General features: G+C 62.9%; 20 protein-coding genes and 1 tRNA gene. 13 read left to right on the plus strand and 8 right to left on the minus strand.

All coding sequences use genetic code 11. The annotated features are described in order from the left end of the window. Positions 1-101 precede the first annotated feature (101 nt). From AC0IYS_RS21795 to AC0IYS_RS21845, 11 genes are all read left to right on the plus strand, one after another. Positions 102-1,166 (plus strand): LacI family DNA-binding transcriptional regulator, encoded by a 1,065-nt coding sequence (locus AC0IYS_RS21795; RefSeq protein ID WP_471707138.1) that lies wholly within the window; start codon positions 102-104, stop codon positions 1,164-1,166. A 147-nt stretch (positions 1,167-1,313) separates the two neighbouring features. After that, positions 1,314-2,525 carry an AGE family epimerase/isomerase gene (locus AC0IYS_RS21800; RefSeq protein WP_471708921.1) on the plus strand — a complete coding sequence of 404 codons (1,212 nt, stop codon included), beginning with the start codon at positions 1,314-1,316 and terminating at the stop codon, positions 2,523-2,525. 1 nt (position 2,526) lies between these two features. Beyond that, positions 2,527-3,459 carry a carbohydrate kinase family protein gene (locus tag AC0IYS_RS21805; RefSeq protein ID WP_471707140.1) on the plus strand — a complete coding sequence of 311 codons (933 nt, stop codon included), beginning with the start codon at positions 2,527-2,529 and terminating at the stop codon, positions 3,457-3,459. 231 nt (positions 3,460-3,690) lie between these two features. Continuing rightward, positions 3,691-6,762, plus strand: a complete 3,072-nt coding sequence (gene fdnG / locus AC0IYS_RS21810; RefSeq protein ID WP_471707141.1) for a formate dehydrogenase-N subunit alpha — start codon at positions 3,691-3,693, stop codon at positions 6,760-6,762. Between the two features lie 20 nt (positions 6,763-6,782). Further along, positions 6,783-7,706, plus strand: coding sequence for a formate dehydrogenase subunit beta (fdxH, locus tag AC0IYS_RS21815; protein ID WP_471707142.1), 924 nt, complete (start codon positions 6,783-6,785; stop codon positions 7,704-7,706). Next, on the plus strand, positions 7,693-8,367 hold the full coding sequence (locus AC0IYS_RS21820) for a formate dehydrogenase subunit gamma (protein WP_471707143.1): 675 nt from the start codon (positions 7,693-7,695) through the stop codon (positions 8,365-8,367). Before fdxH ends, AC0IYS_RS21820 begins: the two co-directional genes overlap by 14 nt. A gap of 79 nt (positions 8,368-8,446) precedes the next feature. Then, positions 8,447-9,460, plus strand: a complete 1,014-nt coding sequence (gene fdhE / locus AC0IYS_RS21825) for a formate dehydrogenase accessory protein FdhE (protein WP_471707144.1) — start codon at positions 8,447-8,449, stop codon at positions 9,458-9,460. Beyond that, complete coding sequence (selA, locus tag AC0IYS_RS21830; RefSeq protein WP_471707145.1) at positions 9,457-10,914, plus strand: L-seryl-tRNA(Sec) selenium transferase; 1,458 nt, start codon at positions 9,457-9,459, stop codon at positions 10,912-10,914. Before fdhE ends, selA begins: the two co-directional genes overlap by 4 nt. Then, positions 10,911-12,884: a selenocysteine-specific translation elongation factor gene (selB, locus tag AC0IYS_RS21835; RefSeq protein ID WP_471707146.1), complete on the plus strand. Its 1,974-nt coding sequence runs from the start codon at positions 10,911-10,913 to the stop codon at positions 12,882-12,884. The genes selA and selB overlap by 4 nt, the downstream gene beginning before the upstream one ends. Positions 12,885-12,910: 26 nt before the next feature. Further along, positions 12,911-13,006, plus strand: a tRNA-Sec gene (locus AC0IYS_RS21840). A gap of 177 nt (positions 13,007-13,183) precedes the next feature. Then, positions 13,184-14,773, plus strand: a complete 1,590-nt coding sequence (locus tag AC0IYS_RS21845; protein ID WP_471707147.1) for a methyl-accepting chemotaxis protein — start codon at positions 13,184-13,186, stop codon at positions 14,771-14,773. Here the strand turns inward: AC0IYS_RS21845 and AC0IYS_RS21850 are convergent. Both AC0IYS_RS21850 and AC0IYS_RS21855 read right to left on the minus strand, forming a co-directional pair. Next, complete coding sequence (locus tag AC0IYS_RS21850; RefSeq protein WP_471707148.1) at positions 14,770-15,036, minus strand: HigA family addiction module antitoxin; 267 nt, start codon at positions 15,034-15,036, stop codon at positions 14,770-14,772. The two genes, AC0IYS_RS21845 and AC0IYS_RS21850, sit on opposite strands and share 4 nt — an antisense overlap. A 9-nt stretch (positions 15,037-15,045) precedes the next feature. Further along, complete coding sequence (locus tag AC0IYS_RS21855) at positions 15,046-15,270, minus strand: type II toxin-antitoxin system RelE/ParE family toxin (RefSeq protein WP_471707149.1); 225 nt, start codon at positions 15,268-15,270, stop codon at positions 15,046-15,048. Positions 15,271-15,522: 252 nt separating this feature from the next. On the opposite strand from AC0IYS_RS21855, the gene AC0IYS_RS21860 reads away from it, so the two are divergent. After that, positions 15,523-16,938 (plus strand): c-type cytochrome, encoded by a 1,416-nt coding sequence (locus tag AC0IYS_RS21860; protein ID WP_471707150.1) that lies wholly within the window; start codon positions 15,523-15,525, stop codon positions 16,936-16,938. A gap of 95 nt (positions 16,939-17,033) precedes the next feature. On the opposite strand, the gene udk is transcribed toward AC0IYS_RS21860, so the two are convergent. The 6 genes from udk to rpsO all read right to left on the minus strand — a co-directional run bounded on the left by udk (position 17,034) and on the right by rpsO (position 21,950). After that, a complete protein-coding gene (gene udk / locus AC0IYS_RS21865) occupies positions 17,034-17,675 on the minus strand; it encodes a uridine kinase (RefSeq protein WP_471707151.1) in 642 nt (213 codons plus the stop codon). A 204-nt stretch (positions 17,676-17,879) separates the two neighbouring features. Further along, positions 17,880-18,323, minus strand: a complete 444-nt coding sequence (locus AC0IYS_RS21870) for a DUF29 domain-containing protein (RefSeq protein WP_471707152.1) — start codon at positions 18,321-18,323, stop codon at positions 17,880-17,882. Then, positions 18,320-18,793, minus strand: coding sequence for a DUF29 domain-containing protein (locus AC0IYS_RS21875; RefSeq protein ID WP_471707153.1), 474 nt, complete (start codon positions 18,791-18,793; stop codon positions 18,320-18,322). Before AC0IYS_RS21875 ends, AC0IYS_RS21870 begins: the two co-directional genes overlap by 4 nt. Positions 18,794-18,795: 2 nt before the next feature. Beyond that, positions 18,796-19,215 carry a DUF29 domain-containing protein gene (locus AC0IYS_RS21880; protein WP_471707154.1) on the minus strand — a complete coding sequence of 140 codons (420 nt, stop codon included), beginning with the start codon at positions 19,213-19,215 and terminating at the stop codon, positions 18,796-18,798. Between the two features lie 120 nt (positions 19,216-19,335). Next, positions 19,336-21,456: a polyribonucleotide nucleotidyltransferase gene (gene pnp / locus AC0IYS_RS21885; RefSeq protein ID WP_471707155.1), complete on the minus strand. Its 2,121-nt coding sequence runs from the start codon at positions 21,454-21,456 to the stop codon at positions 19,336-19,338. A 224-nt stretch (positions 21,457-21,680) separates the two neighbouring features. Continuing rightward, positions 21,681-21,950 (minus strand): 30S ribosomal protein S15, encoded by a 270-nt coding sequence (gene rpsO, locus AC0IYS_RS21890; RefSeq protein WP_008450438.1) that lies wholly within the window; start codon positions 21,948-21,950, stop codon positions 21,681-21,683. Positions 21,951-22,117: 167 nt separating this feature from the next. On the opposite strand from rpsO, the gene bamE reads away from it, so the two are divergent. Beyond that, a complete protein-coding gene (gene bamE / locus AC0IYS_RS21895) occupies positions 22,118-22,606 on the plus strand; it encodes an outer membrane protein assembly factor BamE domain-containing protein (RefSeq protein WP_471707156.1) in 489 nt (162 codons plus the stop codon). The last annotated feature ends 26 nt before the right edge of the window (positions 22,607-22,632 follow it).

A 22,632-nucleotide genomic window follows, 5' to 3' on the forward strand; every position in this document is an offset into this window, starting at 1 on the left:
TCGTTTGACCGTGGCTGGACGATTATGCAAGACTGCATCCATACCAGAAACCCGCCGACGGCACCGCCGCGAGCCGGTTCATGAGAGATTTGGAGACTGAGATGGGCGATTCCACAAATAGCGCGGCGACCACCGGAGTGACGATACGCGATATCGCACGCGTGGCCGGCGTGTCGGCGGGGACCATTTCACGCGCACTGAAAAACGAACCGGGATTGACCGAGGCCACGCGCCAGATGGTGCTGGAGGCGGCGCGCAACCTCGGTTACGACTTTTGCAAACTGCGCCCGAAGCGCTTGCGCCGCCTGACGTTCCTGCTGCACCGCCAGCACAACACCGCCTCGAGCAGCCCTTTCTACTCGCCGGTGCTGCACGGCGCCGAGGAAGCCTGCCGCAAGCAGGGCATTGTGCTGTCGTTCATGGCGGTCGGCCCGGCCGATGGATTGATCGACCAGATACGCATGCATGCGCCGGACGGTATCGTCTGCGCCGGCTTCTTCGAGCCCGAAACACTGAGCGCCCTGCGCTCGACCGGCAAGCAGCTGGTGCTGATCGACATGAAGCTGCGCGGTTACAGCTCGGTCAACCCGGACAATATGATGGGTGGCTACCTGGCGACCAAACACCTGATCGACACCGGTCGCACGCGGGTCGGCTTCATCTCAGGTCCGCTGTCGCATTACAGTATTCGCGAACGGGCACGCGGCTACCGCCAGGCGCTGTTCGAAGAGGGCATCCTGGCGGACCCGCGCCTGGATGCGGGCCTGCCGGACGGCGTCGACCTGGAAACCGGCGCATGGGAGGCGATGGAGCAGTTGCTCGCCCTGCCCCATCCGCCCGACGCCGTATTCTGCTACAACGACAGCGCCGCGCTGGTGGCGATGCGCTGCTGCCTGGCCAGGGGATTGAAGGTCCCGCACGATATCGCCATCGTCGGTTTCGACGATATTTCGACCGCCGTGCTGGGACATCGCCCCTTGACGACGCTGCGCATCGATAAGAAGGCGCTCGGCGCGCTGGGTGTTGAGATGCTGTTGAATGGCCCGCATAACGAGCCGGTCGAGAAAATCGCACCGGTGGAACTGGTGGTACGGGCCAGCACGGTGTTCGACGGCTGGCGGGTGCAGAAGCCGCAGGGCAAAGGAGGCAGCGTGGCCGCCGCCTGAATCCAGCCAGATCGAGGAAGATCGCGCAACAATCGGCATTGGCGCCGCGCCGATGCGGGGCCTGCGCGCGCCTGAAAATATAACACCGGGCAGCCGTAAAAAGCGCCCTGCCTATCAACCAACAACGAACCAACAACGGACCCAATGATGGTACCAGATTTTCGATCCCGCGCAACGCTGCTGAACCACATCCGCCATACCCGCCAGTTCTACGACAGCCGTTGCGTGGACTCGAGCGGCGGCTTCTATCACTTCTACAAGGATGACGGCACCGTCTACGATAGCCACACGCGCCATCTGGTCAGCAGCACGCGCTTCATTTTCACGCACGCGATGGCGTGGCGCCAGTTCGGCGAGGCGGCAGACCAGCAGCGCCTGCGCCACGGCCTGGCCTTCCTGCGCGCCGCCCACCGCAACCCGGCAACCGGCGGCTATGCGTGGCAGCTGGACTGGAACAACGGCGAAGGCCGCGTCACCGACGGCACCAACCACTGTTACGGCCTGGCCTTCGTGCTGCTCGCCTACAGCCACGCGTTGATGGCCGGCGAAACCGAAGCCCGCGCATGGATCGACGAAACCTTCGCGTTGATGGAACAACGCTTCTGGGACGCCAAATACGGCCTGTACGCCGACGAGGCCAGCGCCGACTGGTCGATCTTGGACGCCTATCGCGGCCAAAACGCCAACATGCACGCCTGCGAGGCGCTGATCGCAGCCTTCGAAGCGACCGGCGAGCGCGCCTTCCTGCTGCGCGCCGAAACGCTGGCACGCAACATCACGCAACGCCAGGCCGCACTGGCGGACAATCTGATTTGGGAACACTATCACGCCGACTGGTCGGTCGACACCGAATACAACCGCCACGACAAAAGTAATATCTTCCGTCCGTGGGGTTACCAGCCGGGCCACCTGACCGAATGGGCCAAGCTGCTGCTGCTGCTGGAACGTCACGGCGACCAGCTGGAAGGCGGCAAGGACTGGCTGCTGCCGCGCGCCGTGGAGCTATTCAACGCGGCGATGGACAAGGCGTGGGACGCGCAGCACGGCGGCATTTACTACGGCTTCGGGCCGGACGACAGCATCTGCGACGATCTCAAATACTTCTGGGTGCAGGCCGAGAGCCTGGCCACCGCCGCCCTGCTGGGAGCCCGCACCGGCGAGGCAAGCTACTGGACCTGGTACGACAAGATCTGGGCCTATAGCTGGGAGCATTTCGTCGATCACCAATACGGCGCGTGGTACCGCATCCTCGGCGCCGACAACAGCAAGCTGACGGACGAGAAAAGCCCGGCCGGCAAAGTGGATTACCACACCATGGGCGCCTGCTACGAAGTGCTGAACGTATTGAAGAAGGATTGAGATGGCGACTTTTCCTTTGTTTGTCGCGGCGGGCGAAGCGCTGACCGACATGATCGTGCAGGACGGCGACCAGCCGAATCCACAGCGCTGGCTTAGCCAGGTCGGCGGTTCGACCTGGAACGTGGCGCGCACGATGGCGAAGCTGGAGGTGCCGACCGCGTTCGCCGGCGCCATCAGCATCGACGTCTTCGGCGACGCGCTGCACGGCGCCAGCGTCGCGGCCAACCTCGACATGCGCTTCCTGCAGCGCTACACGAAATCGCCGCTGCTGGCGATCGTGCACCGCACCGATCCACCGGCCTACTTCTTCGTCGGCGACGACAGCGCCGACCTGCACTTCGACGCCTCGCTGCTGCCGGAAGGCTGGCGCGCGCACTGCAAATGGGTGCACTTCGGCGGCATCAGCCTGGCGCGCCAGCCTTTGGCCGGCAAGCTGGTGGCGCTGGCCGAACAGCTCAAACTGGACGGCGTGCGCATCAGCTTCGATCCGAACTACCGGCTGCTGATGGACGAGCGCTATGACGCCACCTTGCGCCGCATGACGGCGCTCGCCGACGTGGTCAAGGTATCGGAAGAGGATCTGGCGGGCCTGTTCCGCACCGACGACATCGAGACCGCGTTCGCCACGCTACGCAGCTGGAATCCGGGTGCGACCTATCTGTACACCAAGGGCGGCGACGGCGCCTCGCTGCACATCGGCGGCGAGGAATGGGCGCTGCCGGCGCCGCGCATCACCGTGATCGATTCGGTCGGCGCGGGTGACGCCAGCATCGCCGCGCTGGCGTACAGCATGATGCACCACGCCGAACGCGTGCCGCTGGAGCACCTGCGCTTCGCAGTGGCCGCCGGCGCGGCAGCCTGCCTGGCGGCCGGCGCCTCGCCGCCGTCGCTGGCGGCGATCGAAGCGCTGCTGCCGTCGACTGTCGGCGCTTGAGCCGCGTTAGCTTATTGACACGTGAGTCGGATACGCCGGCACGGCGCGATCCGACGCATGTCGTAGCAAATTAATCATCTTCCTTCAACAAGCCGTTAAAACATTATTCTTTGAGCTATATCAAAAGTGCGGCACTGGCGTTAACCCAACATTTGACCCGTGTCAGTGCGAACATAAATGTTTTTCCGGTGCTACACTCGGAAAGTCTTTGTTCCAACTGAGAGGCTTTCCATGAACCAGATGTCCAGGCGACAGTTCCTTCGGGTGACTGGCGCAACCATCGCGGGTTCGAGCATCGCGCTCCTCGGCTTTGCGCCGGCAACGGCCCTGGCCGAAGTCCGGCAGTACAAGCTGGCGCGCAGCACCGAAACCCGCAACACCTGCCCCTACTGCTCCGTAGGCTGCGGAATCCTGATGTACGGTTTGGGCGACGGCGCCAAAAACGCCACCGCCAAAATCATCCACATCGAAGGCGATGCCGACCACCCGGTCAACCGCGGCACGCTGTGTCCAAAAGGCGCAAGCCTGATCGACTTTATCCACTCGCCGAATCGCTTGATGGTGCCGGAATACCGCGCCCCGGGTGCGACGGAATGGAGCCCGATCGCCTGGGATGACGCGCTCACGCGCATCGCCAAGTTGATGAAGGCAGACCGCGACGCCAACTTCATCGAGAAGAGCGCCGACGGCAAAACCGTCAACCGATGGACCACGACCGGCATGCTGTGCGCGTCGGCCGGCTCCAACGAAGTAGGCTACTTAACCCATAAAACCATGCGCAGTCTGGGCATGCTGGCATTCGACAATCAAGCACGTGTATGACACGGTCCGACGGTGGCAGGTCTTGCCTCGACATTTGGACGTGGTGCGATGACGAATCACTGGGTAGACATCAAGAACGCGGATGTCATCCTGGTCATGGGCGGAAACGCCGCTGAAGCACACCCTTGCGGATTCAAATGGGTCACGGAAGCGAAGGCGCATCGCGGCGCCAAGCTGGTCGTGGTCGATCCGCGCTTTACCCGAACCGCCTCGGTAGCCGACTATTACGTCCCTACCCGCACCGGCTCGGACATCGTATTCCTGGGCGCGGTCATTAATTACCTGCTCACGAACGACAAAATCCAGCACGAGTACGTCCGCAATTACACGGACATGCCGTTCATCGTCCGCGAGGACTTCTCCTTCACCGACGGCCTGTATTCGGGCTACGACGAGGCGACCGGCAAGTACGCGGACAAGAGCAGCTGGAACTACGAGATGGGCGACGACGGCTACGCCAAGATCGATCCGACGCTCGAGCATCCGCGCTGCGTGTACCAGCTGATGAAGAAGCACTACTCGCGCTACACCCCGGAGATGGTGGAGAAAGCCTGCGGCGTGCCGCCGGAGAAATTCCACAAGGTCGCCGAGATGCTGGCGTCGACGGCAGTCCCCGGACGCGCCGCGACCATCCTGTACGCCCTGGGCTGGACCCAGCACTCGACCGGCGCGCAAACCCTGCGCACCGGCGCGATGGTGCAGCTCCTGCTGGGGAATATCGGTATCGCCGGCGGCGGCATGAACGCGCTGCGCGGCCACTCCAACATCCAGGGCCTGACCGACCTGGGTCTGCTGACCAATATGCTGCCCGGTTACCTGACCCTGCCCGGCGAGGCGGAACAGGATTGGGAAGCCTATACGGCCAAGCGGGCGCTCAAGCCTTTGCGTCCGAACCAGCTTAGCTACTACAGCAACGCCAAGAAGTTCCTGGTCTCCTTCATGAAGGCCTGGTGGGGCGACGCCGCCACCGAGGAAAACAACTACGCGTTCGACTACCTGCCGAAGCTCGACAAGCCGTACGACATGATGCAGGCCTTCGAGCTTATGCATCAGGGGAAAATGAACGGCTACATCTGCCAGGGCTTCAACATCCTGGCGTCGGCGCCGGACAAGCAGAAGATCACGGAGTCGCTGTCGAAGCTGAAGTACCTGGTGGTGATGGATCCCCTGGCCGTGGAAACGGCGGAATTCTGGCGTCCGTTCGGCGAGTTCCACCAGGTCGATCCGACCAAGATCATGACCGAGGTGTTCCGCCTGCCGACCACCTGCTTCGCCGAGGAACGCGGCTCGCTGGTGAGCTCCTCGCGGGTGCTGCAGTGGCACTGGCAAGGCGCCGAAGGCCCCGGCCAGACCAAGAGCGATCTGGAGATCATGTCCGGCATCTTCATGCGCATCAGGAAGATGTACCAGACCGACGGCGGCAAATTCCCCGACCCGATCGTCAACCTGACGTGGAACTACGCCCAGCCTCTGAGCCCGCAGCCGGAGGAAATCGCGATGGAGTTCAACGGCAAGGCGCTCAAGGAACTCACCGATCCGAAGGACCCGACGAAAGTCATCCTGAAGAAGAACGAGCAGCTGGCCGGCTTCGCGCAACTGCGCGACGACGGCAGCACCGCCTGCGGATGCTGGATCTTCGCCGGTTCCTGGACCGCCGCCGGCAACCAGATGGGACGCCGCGACAACAGCGACCCGACCGGCATCGGCAACACGCTGAACTGGGCCTGGGCCTGGCCGGCCAACCGCCGCGTGCTGTACAACCGCGCCTCGTGCGACACCAAGGGCAAACCGTTCGATCCGACCCGTAAGCTGATCGGCTGGAATGGCACCAATTGGGCCGGCGCGGACGTACCGGACTTCAAGGCCGACGAACCGCCGGAAAACGGCATGGGTCCCTTCATCATGCTGGCCGAGGGTGTGGCGCGCTTCTACTCGCGCGACGCCATGGCCGAAGGTCCGTTCCCCGAGCACTACGAGCCATTCGAGACGCCGATCGGCCACAACCCGATGCATCCGAATAACCCGCGCGCCACCAGCAATCCGGCCGGCCGCATGTTCCCGGGCGACAGGGCGAAGCTGGGCAAGGCGAACGAGTATCCACACGTGGCGACCAGCTACCGTCTGACGGAGCACTTCCACTACTGGACCAAGCACGCGCGACTGAACGCGATCATCCAGCCGGAGCAATTCGTCGAAATCGGCGAAGACCTCGGCAAGGAGATCGGCGTGACGCACGGCGACCGTGTCAAAGTCAGTTCCAAGCGCGGACACATCGTGGCGAAGGCCGTGGTGACCAAGCGTATCAAGGCATTGACCATCGACGGCAAAAAGACCCACCAGGTCGGGCTGCCGATTCACTTCGGGTTCAAGGGAGTCACCAAACCGGGCTACCTGATTAACACCCTGACGCCGACGGTTGGAGACGGCAATTCACAGACACCGGAATTCAAGTCGTTCCTGGTGAAAGTGGAAAAAGCATGACGGCCCGAGGAGAATAAAACATGGCTTTACAATCACTTGATATCAAACGAATGTCGGCCACCACGGTGCAGACGCCGGTGGCGCGCACGCCTGCCACGGGCACCGTGGCCAAGCTGATCGACGTCTCGAAGTGCATCGGCTGCAAGGCATGCCAGACCGCCTGCATGGAATGGAACGACTTGCGCGACGACGTCGGCGAAACCACCGGCGTGTACGACAACCCGCTCGACCTGACGCCGCAATCCTGGACCGTGATGCGCTTCTCGGAGTATGAGAGTAACGACGGCAACCTCGAATGGCTGATCCGCAAGGACGGCTGTATGCACTGCGAGGACCCGGGCTGCCTGAAGGCCTGTCCGGCCCCGGGCGCCATCGTCCAGTACACCAACGGCATTGTGGATTTCCATCAGGAGAACTGCATCGGCTGCGGCTACTGCGTCGCCGGGTGCCCGTTCGATGTGCCCCGCATCTCCAAGAAGGACGACCGCGCCTACAAGTGCACTTTGTGCTCGGACCGCGTGGCCGTCGGCCAGGAGCCGGCCTGCGTCAAGACCTGCCCGACCGGCGCCATCGTCTTCGGTACCAAGGAAGACATGAAGGTGCATGCGGCCGATCGCATCGAGGACCTGAAGTCGCGCGGTTACGCCAACGCCGGCCTGTATGATCCGGCCGGTGTCGGCGGCACGCACGTGATGTACGTGCTGCACCACGCCGACAAGGCGCCGTTGTACCATGGGCTGAAGCAGAATCCGAGCATCAGCCCGATGGTCGGTTTGTGGAAGGGCTTGACCAAGCCCCTCGCGCTGGCCGGCATCGCCGCGACGGCGCTGGCGGGATGGTTCCACTATTCGCGCGTCGGTCCGAATGAGGTCAGCAGGGACGAGGAAGCCGAGGCTTTGCATGAGGCCAACCGGATCAGGGAGAACAGAAATGAGCACACCTGAAAACAAACCGTTGCGCGACAAGGACGGCAATCCGCTGATCGAGCGCTACACGCCGAATGAACGCAGCAACCACTGGGTCACCGCCATCTGCTTTATCGTGCTGACGGTGTCCGGCCTGGCCATGTTCCATCCGGCGACGGCGTGGATGGCGGTGTTCCTCGGCGGCGGCCAATGGACGCGCATCCTGCATCCCTTCTTCGGGATACTGATGTTCGCCTCGTTCGCGCTGCTGGTGGTGCGCTTCTGGCACCACAACCGCTTTGAAAAAGGCGACACGCAGTGGCTCAAGCAGGCCGGCGACGTGGTGAGCAACCGCGAAGAAAAGCTGCCTCCGGTCGGCCGCTACAACGCCGGCCAGAAAGTGCTGTTCTATGTGCTGATCCTTTGCATGCTTGGCCTGCTGTTGTCGGGTATCGTGATCTGGCGCGCGTACTTCGCGTTCTACTTCCCGATCGACGTGGTGCGCTTTGCCGCGTTGCTGCATGCGTTCTGCGCTTTTGTGATCATTTGCTCAATAGTGGTTCACATCTACGCAGGCTTCTGGATCAAGGGTTCCATCGGCGCGATGGTGCGCGGCACGGTCACCTACGGGTGGGCGCGCAAGCACCATCCGCGCTGGTTCGAGGAAGTCGCGCGGAGCACAAACAAGCCGCGCGATTGATTTATCAATTTGGGATTAAAATAGTTCCCAAGCCGGCGGCCGAGATCAAAAGCGCCGCCGGCAAACTGGGAGACATCTTTTGGTACAACGTCTGCTTGAACCGGGCGAAATCGAATCGCTCGATCACAATGCCATACCGCGCCTGCTGCTGCCGCAAGCACGCAGTCTGTTCACCGCGCGCGCCGCCCGTCTGCGCCAGCTGGCAAACAATGAAATCACCGGAATTCCCGTCGCCGAATCGATGCAAGGCTACCTGCAACTGATGGCGGCGCTGGTCGACGCGCAGGCCGCCGTCGCGGCGTCGCTGCCGGCCGAAACTTTCGCCCTGCCCGACGCTGCGGAGATAGCACTGTCGCTCGATCACAATATGCCGCCGCTGCCGGTCAGCGGCGCCCGTCCCGCCTCGTGGCGCGCCGTATTCGCCGCCCTCCTCGACCAACTCCAACCGCTGGCGAAAGAGCAGCCGCAGATGGCCGGCGTGCTGGCGCAGCTGCGCGAGCTCGATGCCGCCCAACTGGAAGGCTGCGCCGACGCCGTGCTGGCCGAAGTGACCGAAGGCGTCGATCCGCTGCACGCACCGTTTGTCGCCGCCGCGCTGCAGGTGGTGTGGGCGATGCGCGCCAGCCAGCTCGACTCGCCGGCGGTGCAGCCGCTGGTGACCAACACCTTGTGCCCCGTGTGCGGCTCGCACCCCGTGGCCAGCGTGATCCGCATCGGCGGGCAGTCGCAAGGCTATCGCTACCTGCATTGCAGCGCCTGCGCCAGCGAATGGCACATGGTGCGGGTCAAGTGCTCATGTTGCGAGCACACCTCCAAGATCGCCTACCAAAGCCTGGAGACGGCCGAGGACAAGGCAGACGTGGTGGCGAGCGACTCCGCGCCGATCAACAAGGCCAACGACCCAAGCAAGGTGGCGCGTGCCGAGACCTGCGAGGACTGCAAAACCTACCGCAAGATCTTCAACCAGGAGCACGACTTCAACGTCGAACCGCTGGCCGACGATCTGGCCAGCCTGACCCTGGATCTGCTGGTCGGCGAGGCCGGCTACGCCCGCGCCAGCGGCAACCCGCTGCTGTGGTTCAACGCCGCATGAACGGCCCCGCCAATCCGGTGAAGCCTGCCGGCGCGATCCACCTGCCGGCCGTGCATCTGATCCTGTCGGATGCCGGCTGCGAGGCGCTGGTCGCCGAATACGGCCGCGCGCAAACGACGGAGGCGGCGCGCGCGCTGCTGGCCGAGTTGCGCGGCCTGCTGCTGGCGGCGCGCGATGGTTCCGGCCACGCGCCGGCCACCACCGACACCTCCATTCCCATGCTGTTGACGATGCTCGCGGCGCGCCTGCGCGAGTCCAACCGCTCGCCGCTGCGTCCAGTCTTCAACCTGACCGGCACCGTCCTGCACACCAATCTGGGACGCGCGCTGCTGCCCGACAGCGCCGTGCAGGCCGTGGCCGAGGCGCTGCGCTGGCCGATGAACCTGGAATGGGACATCGACACCGGCAAGCGCGGCGACCGCGACAACCTGGTCGAGGAACTGCTGCTGGAACTGACCGGCGCCGAAGCGGCGACCATCGTCAACAACAACGCCGCCGCCGTCCTGCTGATGCTGAACACCCTGGCGCAGGGCCGCGAGGTGATCGTCTCGCGCGGCGAGCTGGTGGAAATCGGCGGCGCCTTCCGCATCCCCGACATCATGACGCGCGCCGGCGCGGTGCTGCGCGAAGTGGGCAGCACCAACCGCACGCACCTGAAGGACTACGCCGAAGCGGCCGGCCCGCAGACCGCGCTGATGATGAAGGTCCATTGCAGTAACTACGCGATCACCGGCTTCACCAAAAGCGTGGAACTGCCGGAACTGGCGCCACTGGCGCGCAAGCACAATATCCCGACCGCCGTGGACCTGGGCAGCGGCACCCTGGTGGATCTCGAACAATACGGCCTGCCGCACGAGACCACGGTGCGCGAAACCATCGCCGGCGGCGCCGACCTGGTGACGTTCAGCGGCGACAAGCTGCTGGGCGGTCCGCAGTGCGGCATCATCGTCGGCCGCGCGGACCTGATCGCGCAGATCAAAAAGAATCCGCTCAAGCGCGCGCTGCGCGTCGGCAAACTGACGTTGGCCGCGCTGGAGCCGGTGCTGGCCTTGTACCGCGCGCCGGACCTGCTGCCGGAGCGCCTGACCACCCTGAAGCTGCTGACGCGTCCCGCCGCCGCCATGCGCGAACAGGCGCAGTCCATTCTGCCGCTGTTGCAGGACGCGCTGGGCGCGGGCTACACGGTGAGCGCGGAAGCGATGATGAGCCAGATCGGCAGCGGCGCCCTGCCCGTCGACCAGCTGCACAGCCACGGCTTGGTGGTGCGCGCCGCGCCGACGGTCCGCACCGGCAACGCGCTGGGCGTGCTCGAACAGCGCCTGCGCGCGCTGCCGCTGCCGGTGATCGGCCGCGTCTCGCAGGACGCGTTGTGGCTCGACCTGCGCTGCCTGGACCACCACCAGCAGCAGCGCTTTACAGAACAACTGCCTCTGTTGAGGCACACGCCCGCATGATCGTCGGCACGGCAGGTCACATCGACCATGGGAAAACCACGCTCACGCGCGCGCTGACGGGCGTCGACACCGACCGCCTGAAGGAAGAAAAGGCGCGCGGCATTTCCATTGAGCTGGGATACGCCTACGCGCCGCTGGCCAATGGCGACATCCTCGGCGTCATCGACGTCCCCGGTCACGAAAAATTCATCCGCACGATGGCGGCCGGCGTCACCGGCATCGACGCCGCGCTGCTGGTGATCGCCGCCGACGACGGCATCATGCCGCAGACGCTGGAGCATCTGGCCATTTTGCGGTTGCTTGGCGTGCGGCGGGGCGCGGTGGCATTGACCAAGATCGATCGCGCCGACGCGCAGCAACTGGCGCGCGTTGAAGCCGACATCGAGGCGCTGCTGGCGAACACCGATTTCGCTGGTGCGCAAATCTTCCGCACCAACGCCACCAGCGCAGGCGACGCCGGCGTGAAGGCGCTGCTGGCGCATCTGGCGACGCTGGCGACGGCGCTGCCGGCCGGCGATGAACGCCGCCTGTTCCGCCTCGGCGTCGACCGCGTGTTCACCTTGTCCGGCCAGGGCACCATCGTCACCGGCACCGCGCTGGCGGGCAGCGTGCGCGTGGGCGACACGCTGCAACTGGCGCCGGGCGAGCGGCAGATGCGGGTGCGCAGCATCCACGCGCAAAACCGCGCCGCCGACATCGGCCGCGCCGGCCAGCGCCTGGCGCTCAACCTGAGCGGCGTATCGAAGGACGAGATAGCGCGGGGCAGCTGGATCGTCGCGCCGGACCTCGCGGCGTGCTCCGAGCGCATCGACGTCGAACTGACGTTGACGCCGGATAGCGGCGTCACCCTGAAGCCATGGTCGCCGCTGCATCTGCATTTGGGCGCGGCGCACCATGTGGCCAACATCGTGCCGCTGGACGGCGAGACGCTGGCGCCGGGCGGCACAGGCCGCGCGCAGCTGGTGCTCGACGCGCCGGTGCACGCGGTGCCGGGCGACCGCTTCGTGGTCCGCAACGCCCAGGCCACCGCCACCATCGGCGGCGGCGTGGTGCTCGATCCCTTCGGACCGGCGCGCAAGCGGCGCAGCGCAGCGCGGCTGGACTGGCTGCAGGCGCTGGCCGATTTCATCGATCGCAATCACGATCGGGATCGGGATCGGGATCGGGATCGGGATCGGGATCGGGATCACGATCAAGACCGCAGCGCCGGCGGCATCGGCGCCCTGCTGGCGCGCAGCCCCCTCGGTCTGCGCATGTCGATGCTGGTGCGGCTGTCGCAACTGCCGGCGAGCGAGATCGTGGCGCCGCCGGGAACCGTCGAAGTGGCGCTGTCCGGCGGCGACGCGCTGCTGATCGCGGCGGCCGAAGTGACGGCGCTCGAGGCGCGCATCCTCGCCGGCCTGTCCGAATTCCACGCGCGTGCGCCCGACGAGGCGGGACCGGAGCTATGGCGCCTCAAGCGCATCGTCGCGCCGGAGATGGAGGACCGGCTGTGGAGCCGCCTGGTCGAGGCGCTGACCGGCGCCGGGCAAATCAGGCAGCGCGGCCGCAGCCTGCATCTGCCCAGCCACAGCGTGGAACTGAGCGAGGCCGAACAAACGCTGGTCCAACCGCTGCTGGTGTCCTTGCACGCGGGCCGCTTCGATCCGCCATGGGTGCGCGATCTGGAGCGCCAGCACGGGTTACCGGAGGCCGAGGTGCGGCGTCTGCTGCTTAAACTGTCGAAGACCGGGGAAATCAGCCAGCTGGTGCCGGATCTGTTCTACCATCCGGCACCGCTGGCCGAGCTGGCGGAGTTGGTGGCGACCTTGCCTGAAGTGCAAGCCTCGTCGTTCCGCGACGCCACCGGGCTGGGACGCAAGCGCGCGATTCAAATCTTGGAGTTCTTCGATCGTGTCGGCTATACTCGGCGCGTCGGCAACGTCCACCTGATCAGGCCCAACGCGGCTTGGTCGTTCAGCGCGCAATAACGACGACAGCGCCGATAACGCACCACGGAAGGCAATCTCATCCGGTGATGGGGCCGGGCTTCAAACCCGGTGGGGGGCGTCAGACGCTCTCCTGTAAGTTCGACTCCTACTGCCTTCCGCCATTTCCCCTCCCTCCTGCCTCCACCACGCTGCTACGCAAGCGCACGTGAAACTACGTAGGTACGTCCCGCACAAATAACGTGTAAAATTACGTCTGAGAAACAGGTGTTGTCAATAATAAAATGTTGAACCTGTTGTAAATTGGTCGCAAGGACCTGCTTTAATGTAAGGAAGCACAAATGATTTTTTCCAAGATGAAGGTCGGCAAGCGGCTGGCGGTGGGCTTCGGCGCCGCCTTATTGCTGTTGCTGACGATCTCCGTGGCCAGTGAACTGACCATCCGCAGCATCGCCGCCGACACCACCAACCTGCTCGAGCAACAGCTCCAGACCGAGCGCCTGGTCACGGAATGGAAAGGTATCATCGAAGCGAACGTGCAGCGCGCGCAGGCCGCCGCCAAGACCAGCGACCCGGAGACGCAAAAGTTCTTCGAAGACGGCATCGCCCGCGCGTCCCAGCGGGTGGGCGGCGCGCAGGAGCAAATCGGCAAGCTGCTGATCGATGCGCGCGCCAAAGAGTTGTTCGCCAAAGCGCTGGAAAACCGCGCGATCTACCAAGGCCACCGCAAGGCGGCGTTCGACGCCAAGGCGCAGGGCGACATCGAGCAGGCCAACGCCATCATCGCGCAAAAATTCGTGCCCTCGGGCGATGCCTACGTGGGCAGCATCGAGGCGCTCGCCGAGCGCCAGAAAGCCTCCATCGATGAGATCGGCAACGGCATACAGCGGCGCAGCGAAGCGGCCGTCATCACCATTCTGACCCTGTCAGTGGCCTCGATCGCCGTGGCGCTGCTGCTGGGCTGGCTGATCACGCGCTCGCTGCTGACCCAGCTCGGCGGCGAGCCCGATTACGCTGCCAGCATCACCGACCGCATCGCCGCCGGCGATTTGACGGTGGATGTGGCGCTGCGCGCCAATGACCGCTCCAGCCTGCTGTTCAGCATTGCCGCGATGCGCGACCGGCTGGCCGCCATTGTCGGCGAAGTGCGCAATACCACCGACGCCGTCGCCACCGCGTCGAACGAGATCGCCAGCGGCAATATGGACTTGTCGACCCGCACCGAGCAGCAGGCCGGCTCGCTGGAGGAGACCGCCTCGTCGATGGAAGAGCTGACCTCGACCGTCAAGCAAAACACCGACTACGCGCGCCAGGCCAACCAGCTGGCGGCCAGCGCCGCCTCGGTGGCGGTGCGCGGCGGCGGCGTGGTGGCCGAGGTCGTAACAACGATGGATTCGATCAGCGCCTCGTCGCGCCGCATCGTCGACATCATCGGCGTGATCGACGGCATCGCTTTCCAGACCAACATTCTGGCGCTGAACGCGGCAGTGGAAGCGGCGCGCGCCGGCGAGCAAGGCCGTGGCTTTGCGGTGGTGGCGTCGGAAGTGCGCAACCTGGCGCAGCGTTCGGCCAGCGCCGCCAAGGACATCAAGCAGCTGATCGGCGACTCGGTCGGCAAGATCGACGACGGCGCCAAGCTGGTGGGACAGGCCGGCGACACGATGACCGAAATCGTCGCCAGCGTGCAACGCGTGAGCGACATCATGGGACAGATCGCCACCGCCAGCGGCGAGCAGGAAGCCGGCATCGAGCAGATCAACCAGGCCATCGTCGAGATGGACGGGGTGACGCAGCAAAACGCGGCGCTGGTGGAACAGGCGGCCGCTGCGGCCGATGCCTTGCAAGGCCAGTCTGGTCATCTGGCGCAGTTGGTCAGCGTGTTCAAGTTGGACGCCGCGCCGGCGCGTGGCCCGACGCTGAAATTGCGCTAATCCAGCTGTAGCGAGTCTTTTGCGACCCGGGCGTCGTAATCGGCCTGAAGATTCAACCAAAATCGGGCGGATACTTTGAAATACGTGGCCAGACTATTAGCCACGCGCTCGGTGACAGGACTTGTCCCGGAGATTAGAGCGTTGAGTTGGGCAACGGGCATGTCCAGCTCCGATGCCAACGCTATCTCTGTCAGACCGAGAGGTCGCATAAACTCCTCGCTTAAAATTTCGCCAGGGTGAATTTCCTCTGCTCTGGTATCCATTACCTGCTCCTAATGATAGTCGACGATCTCAAGATCGTAGACATCGCCATTACGCCATCGAAAGCAAATACGCCACTGATCGTTGATCCGAATGCTGTGTTGGCCAAGCCGCCTGCCGCCTAGAGTTTCAAGTCGATTACCAGGTACGGAGCCTAGCTCGTTCAAGGTCGTCGCGGCGTCAATCATCAACAGTTTTCGTCGCGCCACCTTCTCGATGTGGCGCAGGCGCAGCACAGTTCTGCTCGTAAACAGCTTTTCCGTGTCCCTACTCGCGAAGGAACGAATCATAATAAAAATACCCCACCTGACGAGGATTTACAAACGATTCATTCGACGATAGTGCGGAATTCACCCGAACGGTTTGATGCTAACTAAGCTTAAGCGCCGACGATAGCGTTGCCATTGTCAGGGCAGGATTGATGACTCCGATGACGTTCAACACGCAATTAAATGGCACAATACGGCTTCGTTGACCCTGGGATAACTATGAAAAAGATCGCATTTCCCGCCGCCGCTATCACTCTGGCCTTCACCTCTTTCGCTTCTAACGCCGCAGCACCGTCTGTGGCCGCTGAAAAACTATATCAGGCCAATTGCGCCTCCTGCCATGGCGTCAAGATGGAGGGCGGCATCGGTCCGACCCTGGGCAAGCACACCTGGCTGCACGGCGAGCCGACCAAAGCCAACCTGATCAAGGTGATCAGCAAGGGCGTTCCGGAAAAGAATATGCCGGCCTGGTCGCCCGCGCTGAGTGCGCCGCAGATCGCGCTGTTGGCAGACTATATCGCCGCCGGCGCCAATAAACCGATCCTTGCAGCCGCCGCGACCACTTTGGCTGCCGCCAAGGCCGCCCCCGCTCCCGACGGCATCGACCTGAGCGGCTTCAAGCTGCCCAAAGGTTTCAGCATCAGCGTCTACGCCAGCCAGGTCGACGCGGCGCGCAGCATGGCCGTGTCCGACAGCGGCATCGTTTATGTCGGCTCGCGCAAGGCCGGCAAGGTGTATGCACTGGTGCCGCGCGGTGACAAGCAGAGCGCAGAGGTGGTCACGATCGCCTCCGGGCTTGAAAATCCGATCGGCGTCACCCTGCTCAACGGCGCGCTGTACGTCGGCGAGATCAGCCGTGTGATCCGCTTCGACAATATCGACAAGCGCTACGCGCAAAAGCCGTCGTACGAAGTGGTCAAGGTCGATCTGCCGAACGACAAATGGCATGGCGAAAAGGTCATCAAGGCCGGTCCGGATGGCAAGTTGTATATTCCAGTGGGCGCGCCCTGCAACATTTGCGATACCGACGACACCAAGCACGCCAAGATCTACCGCATGAACGCCGACGGCAGCGGGCTGGAGGAGTATGCGCGCGGCATCCGCAATACGGTCGGCTTCGCTTTCCATCCCACGACCAAGGCGCTGTGGTTCACCGATAACGGCCGCGACGAAATGGGCGACAACACGCCATCATGCGAGCTCAACATCGCGCCCAAGGCCGGCCTGCATTTCGGCTTCCCGTACTGCCACGGCGGCGTGGTGCCGGACCCGGCTTTCGCCAAGGGCCGCAGCTGCGAGGAATTTATCGAGCCGGTCGCCAAGCTGGGGCCGCACGTGGCGCCGCTGGGCTTGACGTTCTACACTGGCAAGCAATTCCCGGAGGCCTACCGCAACAGCGTTTATATCGCCGAGCACGGCTCGTGGAACCGCACCACCAAAAGCGGTTACAGCGTGCGCTTGATTACCTTATATGACAGCAAGGTTGTCAGCGATACGGCGTTCATTGATGGCTTCTTGCGCGGAGAGCAAGTCGTGGCGCGCCCGGTCGATGTGGTCACCCTGGCCGACGGCTCGATGCTGGTATCTGATGACTTCGGCGGACGCATTTTCCGTGTGACATACGACGGCAAGTAATTCGTGACGCGCCGCTGTTCGGGCGCCGATGTTGTCGATATCCAGTTGGGAACATCGACCGGCGCGAAGAAGCGAGGCTTGCTGCTCTGTTCGACTCAGGACCGCTTCAGCTGGCCGATGACGCTGGCCACCTTGGTGGTGATCACATCGATGGCGGGACCGTTTGCGCCATGCGGAATAATGACATCGGCGTGACGTTTGGTTGGCTCGATGAATTGCTTGTGCATTGGGCGCACAGTCTCCAGATACTGGCCGACGACGCTTTCGACCGAGCGGCCGCGTTCGTTGATATCCCTTTGCAGGCGGCGGATGAAGCGCACGTCGGAGGCGGTGTCGACAAAAATCTTCAGCGACATCATTTTGCGCAAGTCCGCGTCATACAAGGCGAACAGGCCCTCGACAACGATGACCGGGGCCGGTTTGACTGGAATGGTCCGGTTGGAGCGATTGTCCTGCGTGAAGTCATACTCGGGCATCTCGATCGCTTCGCCATTACGCAAGGCTTTGACGTGCTGCACCAGCAAAGGCCAGTCGAAGGCCTGGGGATGGTCATAGTTCTGCTGGCGGCGGACTTCTGGTGTGAGATGGGATTGGTCGCAGTAGTAGTCGTCCTGCATGACAACCGAGACCATCTCGGCGCCGAACGACGCGAGCACTTGCTGGGATACTGTTGACTTGCCACTGCCGCTTCCGCCGGCGACACCAATGACAAAAGGATGGGAAGAAATCTTATTCATGCCGAATGATACCGGAACCGCGAGCGAACCGACAGTGGCTGGCTGATTCCAAAATGAAGCATTCGGCGATCCGGCCAGGCGTTCGCAGGCTTATGGCGGCCAACTCGCACCATAGCGCGAAGAAGCGAGGCTTGCTGCTCAGCCCATGCGATGACGTTGTCCTCATATCAATTGCTCATTTTCAAACTGCCGATCAGTCAGCCATTAGTTCGTCTCGGGCAGATAATCTTGCGACAACACCTGCTCAACGCTCCAGGGCATCGCAGCCGGTAAATCGGCGATTTCCAGATGCGCCTCGTGGACGGCAAGTTCAAGCGCGTCCTCCCACACATCGACCAGCCACTCTTCGCTACCAAACAAGCGCCTGAGGCTTGGCATGCGATGAAGTAGCTTGGCAATCCGGTCGCGCTGATTGCGGATGGTGCATTCCCAGCTGGCGCCGCGTCGGGCCGGCTGATACCGCCACTTGAGCAAATGTCCCAATAGCTTTGTCATGCGATGGGCCAGTTGATGCCGGTGGCTGATGTTCATATCCTCGATCTCCTCGGCGATACCCTCGACGTCGAGCAGGTCCCAGCGGTGCGCCCGCAGCAGCGCCACCTGTCGCTCAGCCCAGGCGGCAACGTCGTCTTCGTAGCGGATACTCATGATCGCCCCTTGTGGCCCGATTCAGCGGTCGACGCCGCTGGCGGCGGAACGAAGTCAAAGTCCATCACCTCGCCGAGCTTCCAAGGTAGCCTAGCGGGCAGATTCTTTAGCCCAGCTTCATTTTCAGCACCCCGGACAGCGCGCTGGTAAGTCGTTGCCAGCCAGGCGGGGTTCTCGAGCAACCCTCGAAGGCTTGGACTATCTTCAAGCGCATCTTCGATGGCTGAGCGTTGCATGCCGATCGTTCGAGTCCAACTTCCTCCGCGCCGGACGGGTTGATAGGCCCATTTCAACAAATGCGCCAGCAAGACCACCATATGGTTACGCAACGCGCGCTTGTCGCTCTTGCCCACATCCTCGATCTCCTCGGCGATGTTGTCGACGTCAACCAGCGACCACTGGCGCGTGCGTATCAGTGCGGCCTGCTGCTCAGCCCAGGCAACCACATCATCGTCATACAGCGTACCCATTGCTAATCCTCCTGCAATGCCTCGTCCAGTGTCCACGGGCTAAACTCCGGCAAATCGTCCAATGCGGCCTCCTTGACGGCGAGAATCACCGCGTCGCGCCAGACGTCTTCCGCAAAGTCCGGATCCGTCATCAGTTTGCGTAGACTGGGGGTGTGGCGCAGTAATTTCCGCACCTGCGCCCGTTGCTCACGGATCGTTCTAATCCAGCTGGAGCCACATCGGTCCGGCTGATAGCGGCACTTGATCAGATGCTCGACCAGCACCGCCATGCGATGGCAAAACGCGCGTTTTTCGCTCTTGCCCACATCCTCGATCTCCGCGGCGATGTTGTCGATATCCAGTCGCCCCCACTGCCCCGAGCGCAGCAACCCCGCCTGCTGATCGGCCCAAGCGATAACATCTTCGTCGTAAAGCGTGCTCATGCCACCTCCTCCAACCGCACACCTGGAGTTGGACCTGCGCCATGATCAAAAGTTCAAGACGAAAAAAAACCGCGCCGTGTGCAAGCACAGGGCGCGGTTTTAGCGGACTAATCCGTGGAATTACGTCGCCGCGGCGGCCGCTTCTTCAGCGGCTGCTTTCATCGACAGCTTCAGGCGGCCGCGGTCGTCGGTTTCCAGAACCTTGACGCGCACTGCCTGGCCTTCTTTCAGGTAATCGGCAACGGCGTTGACGCGCTCGTTGGCGATTTGCGAGATGTGCAGCAGACCATCTTTACCTGGCATGACCTGGACGATCGCGCCGAAGTCCAGCAGCTTCAACACCACGCCGTCGTAGGTCTTGCCCACTTCGACCGAGGCGGTCAGCTCTTCGATGCGACGCTTGGCTTCCTGGCCGGCGGCGGCGTCGACGGAGGCGATGGTGACCACGCCCTCGTCGCTGATGTCGATCTGCGTGCCGGTCTCTTCGGTCAGCGCGCGGATGACGGCGCCGCCCTTGCCGATGACGTCACGGATCTTCTCAGGATTGATCTTGATGGTGATCAGGCGCGGCGCGAAATCGGACAGTTCCGTTTTCACGTGCGGCATGGCTTTTTGCATTTCGCCCAGGATGTGCTCGCGGCCTTCCTTGGCTTGCGCCAGTGCCACTTGCATGATTTCCTTGGTGATGCCCATGATCTTGATGTCCATCTGCAGCGCGGTGATACCGTTGCGGGTACCGGCGACCTTGAAGTCCATGTCGCCCAGGTGATCTTCATCGCCCAGGATGTCCGACAGCACGGCGAACTTGCCGCCTTCCTTGATCAAGCCCATCGCGATACCGGCGACGTGCTCTTTCATCGGAACGCCGGCGTCCATCAGCGCCAGGCAGCCGCCGCAGACCGAAGCCATCGACGACGAACCGTTCGATTCGGTGATTTCCGACACCAGGCGCACGGAGTAGCTGAACTCTTCCGGTGCAGGCAGCGCGGCGATCAGCGCGCGCTTGGCCAGACGGCCGTGGCCGATTTCGCGGCGCTTCGGCGTACCGACGCGGCCGGTTTCGCCGGTGGCGAACGGTGGCATGTTGTAGTGCAGCATGAACGAGTCGGTGAACTCGCCCATCAGCGCGTCGATCTTCTGGCTGTCGCGGGCGGTGCCCAGGGTGGCAACGACCAGCGCCTGCGTTTCACCGCGGGTGAACAAGGCCGAGCCGTGGGTGCGCGGCAGCACCGAGGTGCGGATCGAGATCGGACGCACGGTGCGGGTGTCGCGGCCGTCGATGCGTGGCTCGCCGTCCAGGATCTGGGTGCGGACGATTTTCGCTTCGATGTCGAACAGGATGTTGTTCACTTCGGCCGAATCGATCGGCGCGGCGCCGGCGGCGGCCGCTTCAGCGGACAGGTCGGCCAGCACTTCGCTGGTGGCGGCCTTGAGCTTGGCGGTGCGCTCTTGCTTGTCTTTGGTCTGGTAGGCTTCGTTAATCTTGCTTGCGGCGAAATGCGTCACGCGGCCGATCAGGGCTTCGTTTTTCGCTGGCGGAACCCATTCGACTTCCGGCTTGCCGCCGTCGCGCACCAGCTCGTGGATCGCGTCGATGACCGCTTTCATTTCGGTGTGGCCGAAGACGACGGCGCCGAGCATGATTTCTTCGGACAGCTGCTGGGCTTCCGATTCGACCATCAGCACGGCCGTTTCGGTACCGGCGACAACCAGGTCCATCTGCGAGGTCTTCAGCTGTTCGACGGTCGGGTTCAGGATGTACTGGCCGTTGGCGTAGCCGACGCGCGCGGCGCCGACCGGGCCGTTGAATGGCACGCCCGACACGCACAGGGCGGCCGATGCGCCGATCATGGCGGCGATGTCCGGGTCGATCTCAGGATTGACCGACAGCACGTGAATGATGACTTGCACTTCATTCAGGTAGCCTTCAGGGAACAGCGGACGGATAGGACGGTCGATCAGACGGGAGGTCAACGTTTCTTTTTCCGAAGGACGGCCTTCGCGCTTGAAGAAACCGCCCGGGATTTTACCGGCAGCGTAGGTTTTTTCGACGTAATCGACGGTCAGCGGGAAGAAATCCTGACCTGGCTTGGCATCTTTGCGTGCCACAACCGTTGCCAGCACGACGGTGTCTTCGATCGACACCATCACCGCGCCGGATGCCTGGCGAGCGATTTCGCCGGTTTCCAGGGTCACGGTGTGTTGGCCGTACTGGAAGGTTTTCGTAACTTTGTTAAACATGGGTAATCCCTTTCTATTTGCCGACAGATTTTCAGGGGCTGTCGTTCACCTCACCACAGACGGCATACCTGCCGTCTTTGCTACACTTGCTAAAAAAACAGGAATTCCATGCTGCACTGCTAAGACCAAGTTCCGCCTAGCAAGTTTTCACCCGCGAAAATGACAAAATGCCCGCGACAGACAAACTGGCGCAGGCATTTCGATTAAGCCGGATGACGCAAATATTACTTACGCAGGCCCAGTTTAGCGATCAGATCGCGATAACGGGTTGCGTCTTTGCCCTTCAGGTACGACAGCAGGCTCTTACGACGGTTAACCATCATAATCAGACCACGACGGGAGTGGTGATCCTTGCTGTGGGCCTTGAAGTGGCCGTTCAGTTCGTTGATGCGTGCGGTCAGCAGTGCAACTTGCACTTCTGGCGAGCCGGTGTCTTTTTGACCACGGGCGTTGTCCGCGATGATCGCGGCTTTGTTGATATTTTCTACGGTCATGATATTTACCTTTAACATGCGGTGCGCGGAGTCTGAACCCTACACACCGTGAACTTCAAAAAAAACCGGTCCGAAGACCAGACCCGAAAGTATAGCGGAAAAAGCGCCGCGTGTATCCCGGCTTGGCTACAATTTGTCATCTTCCCGCCTCTATTTGGAGCTGCGACATGAAAACACTGTTCGTTATGGCAACTTTTTGCGGCGTACTGACCGGCTGCGCCACGATGTTCGGCCCGCCGCCGGCGCCGGGCGACAGCGCCCAAGTGGTTCAATCGAAGCTGGGGCGGCCCACCGGCGTCTATAAAAACGGACCCGACACGATGCTCGAATACGCCATGGGGCCGTTGGGCCAGTACACCTGGATGGCGCGCATCGGCCCGGATGACCGGCTGGTCTCGTACGAACAGGTGCTGACCAACGCCAAGTTCGGCACCATCAAAATCGGCCGCGACACCAAGGACAGCGTGCTGGGCATCCTCGGCCGCCCTTCCAAGCAGGTGCGCTACTACAGCGTCGACGGCGACGTCTGGCAATACCGCTATAAGGAAAGCGATGTGTGGAACTCGCTGATGGACGTGCAGTTCGACCGCAACGGCGTGGTGCAGGCCCTCGTCAACGGGCCCGACGAGGAACGCGAACCGCGCTGGCTGCGCTGACCCGCTTGGTAGGAGCAGTCCCACGC

Source organism: Duganella sp. AC237 (assembly GCF_979254035.1).